This is a genomic window from Xanthomonas sp. SHU 166 (genome assembly GCF_000364685.1).
Classification (GTDB): domain Bacteria; phylum Pseudomonadota; class Gammaproteobacteria; order Xanthomonadales; family Xanthomonadaceae; genus Xanthomonas_A; species Xanthomonas_A sontii.
Window position 1 is genome coordinate 1 of the sequence record NZ_AQOJ01000900.1, and the last position, 2,986, is coordinate 2,986.

The following is a 2,986-nucleotide window of genomic DNA, read 5'->3' on the forward strand; positions in this document are numbered from 1 at the left end:
CGGCCGACTACACCGTGGTGCGCGCGCCGTTTGCGGGCGTCATCAGCGCGCGCCAGGTGCAGCCGGGCGAGGCGGTGGCGGCCGGGCAGGCCTTGCTGTCGCTGTACGTGCCAGGCGCGCAGCGCATCGAGGTGCAGGTGCCGCAGTCGGATGCGGACGCGGTCCGCGCCGCGCCGCGCGCGCAGGTGCGATTGGACGATGGACGCATCCTGCAGATTCCGCAGGTGACGGTGTTCCCCACCGCCGATCCGCGCAGCCACAGCGTGACGGTGCGGGTACCGTTGCCGGCGCTGCAGCCGGCCCCGGCACCCGGCACCACGGCCAAGGTCGGTTTTCCGCTGGCTGCCGGCGATGCCGCGGAGGCGGCGCCGTTGCGCATTCCGCTGTCGGCGCTGCTGCAGCGGGGCGAACTCAGCGCCGCCTATGTGCTGGCCGACGGCCGGCTCAGCCTGCGGCAGCTGCGGATCGGCCAGCGCGATACGCAGCGGGTGGAAGTGCTGGCCGGGTTGCGCGCGGGCGAGCGGGTGGCGCGCGATCCGGTCGCTGCCGGACAGGCGCTGGCGGCGCAGCGGCGCGCGCTGGCGGAGCGTTGAGATGGCGGCCGGTTTCGGGATGTCCGGCCGCCTGGCGGCGTTCTTCCAGGCCAATCCGCTGACGCCGCTGCTGGCCCTGCTCGGCCTGCTGCTCGGCCTGGCGGCGGTGGCGATCACCCCGCGCGAGGAAGAACCGCAGATCGACGTGACCATGGCCAACGTGTTCGTGTCGCTGCCGGGCGCCGATGCGCGCGAGGTCGAACAGCTGCTGAGCACGCCGCTGGAACAGAAGCTCGACGAGATCGAGGGCATCAAGCACGTGTACTCGCTGAGCCGCCCCGGGGAGGCGGTGTTGACCGTCGAATTCCAGGTCGGGGTGCCGCGGCAGACCGCGCTGGTGCGCCTGTACAACCAGGTGTATTCCAACCTGGACGTGCTGCCGACGCAGATGGGCGCCAGCGCGCCGCTGGTCAAGCCCAAGGGCATCGACGACGTGCCGGTGATGAGCGTGACCCTGTGGAGCGACGATCCGCAGCGCAGCGCCGCCGACCTAGGCGCGATCGCGCGCACCCTGGAGACCGACCTCAAGCGCCTGCCGGGAACGCGCGACATCTACAGCATCGGCGCGCCGCCGCGGGTGGTCACGGTGACGCTGGATCCGGCGCGGCTGGCCGCCTACGACCTCACCGTGGCCGACCTCGGCCAGGCGCTGCAGGGGGCGAACGTGGTGCGTCCGCTCGGCGACCGCATCGGTGGCGGCCGTGCGGTGCCGCTCAGTGCCGGGCGGTTCCTGGCCGATGCCGATGCCGTGCGCGAGCTGGTGATCGGCGTGCGCGACGGCCGGCCGCTGCAGTTGCGCGATGTGGCACAGATCCAGGCCGGTGCCGACCTGCCCACGGCCTACGTGTGGTACGGCACGCCGCCCACGCGCGGTGGCCCGGCGCAGGGGCGCGCGCCGGCGGTGACCCTGGCCATCGCCAAGAAGCCGGGCAGCGACGCCTCGGCGCTCACTCGCGCGGTGAGCGCGCGCCTGCAGGCCTTGCGCGGCGAACTGCTGCCGCAGGGCGTGCATGCCGAGGTCACCCGCGACTACGGCGCCAGCGCGGCGGCCAAGGCCGCCAAGCTGATCCACAAGCTGGTGTTCGCCACCGCCTCGGTGGTGCTGCTGGTGCTGTTCGCGCTGGGCTGGCGCGAGGCCATCGTGGTCGGCAGCGCGGTGGTGCTGACCCTGGCGCTGACGCTGTTCGCCTCGTGGGCGATGGGCTTCACCCTCAATCGCGTGTCGCTGTTCGCGTTGATCTTCTCCATCGGCATCCTGGTCGACGACGCCATCGTGGTGGTGGAGAACCTCCACCGCCATCTGCGCGCCGGCGGCAAGACCTTGCGCGAGGCGATTCCGCCGGCGGTGGACGAAGTCGGCGGCCCGACCATCCTCGCCACCTTCACCGTGATCGCAGCGCTGATGCCGATGGCCTTCGTCAGCGGCCTGATGGGGCCGTACATGCGGCCGATCCCGATCAACGCTTCGGTCGGCATGCTGCTGTCGCTGGCGATCGCGCTGGTGGTGACGCCGTGGCTGGCGCTGAAGCTGCTGAAGCGGTATGTGCCGGCACCTGCCGCGCAGACGGTGACGGGGGGCGACGCGCCACCGCGCCTGCAGCGCCTGTTCGGGCGCTTGCTGCACCCATTCCTGGATCCTGTCCGCGGCGCGCGCCGGCGCGGCTGGCTGTTCGCCGGCATTGCGGCACTGCTGCTGGCCGCGGTGGGCCTGGTCGGGCTGCAGTGGGTGGTGCTGAAGATGCTGCCGTTCGACGACAAATCGGAACTGCAGATCGTGGTCGACCTGCCCGAAGGCAGCACCGTGCAGGACACCGATGCGTTGCTGGTGGACCTGGCCGGGGTGCTCGACCGCACGCCCGAGGTGCACGACTACCAGGGCTATGCCGGGACCTCGGCGCCGGTCAACTTCAATGGCCTGGTGCGGCAGTACTTCCTGCGCAGCGGCAACAACGTCGGCGACCTGCAGGTGAACCTGGTCGACAAACACCAGCGCACGCGCCACAGCCATGCCATCGCCCGCGCGCTGCGTCCGCCGCTGGCGGCGATCGCACGCCGGCATGGCGCCTCGCTGAAGGTGGTGGAGGTGCCGCCGGGGCCGCCGGTGCTGTCGCCGTTGGTGGCCGAGGTGTACGGGCCGGACTATCCGCGCAGCCGCCAGCTCGCCCTGGCGCTGGAGCGGCGCTTCCTGCGCACGCCGAACGTGGTCGATGTCGACACCAGCGTGGAGAGTGCGGCCACCCGCGAAACGCTGGTGGTCGACCGCGTACGTGCCGCGCGCCTGGGCGTGAGCCAGGCATCCATCGCCGATGCCCTGGCCACGGCGGTGCAGGGTCTGGACGTCACCTGGCTGCACGATGGCACGTCCAAGGTGGCGCAGCCGGTGCGGCTGCGCC

The 2,986-nt window shown here is 72.0% G+C and carries 2 protein-coding genes; both read left to right on the forward strand.

Annotated features, from left to right (window positions below; all coding sequences use genetic code 11):
- A partial coding sequence (locus tag D180_RS20295; protein ID WP_017914209.1) for an HlyD family efflux transporter periplasmic adaptor subunit occupies window positions 1-593 on the forward strand: 593 nt, incomplete at its 5' end.
- A gap of 1 nt (window position 594) precedes the next feature.
- Window positions 595-2,986 (forward strand): efflux RND transporter permease subunit (locus D180_RS20300; RefSeq protein WP_043091450.1); only part of this gene is annotated, 2,392 nt, incomplete at its 3' end.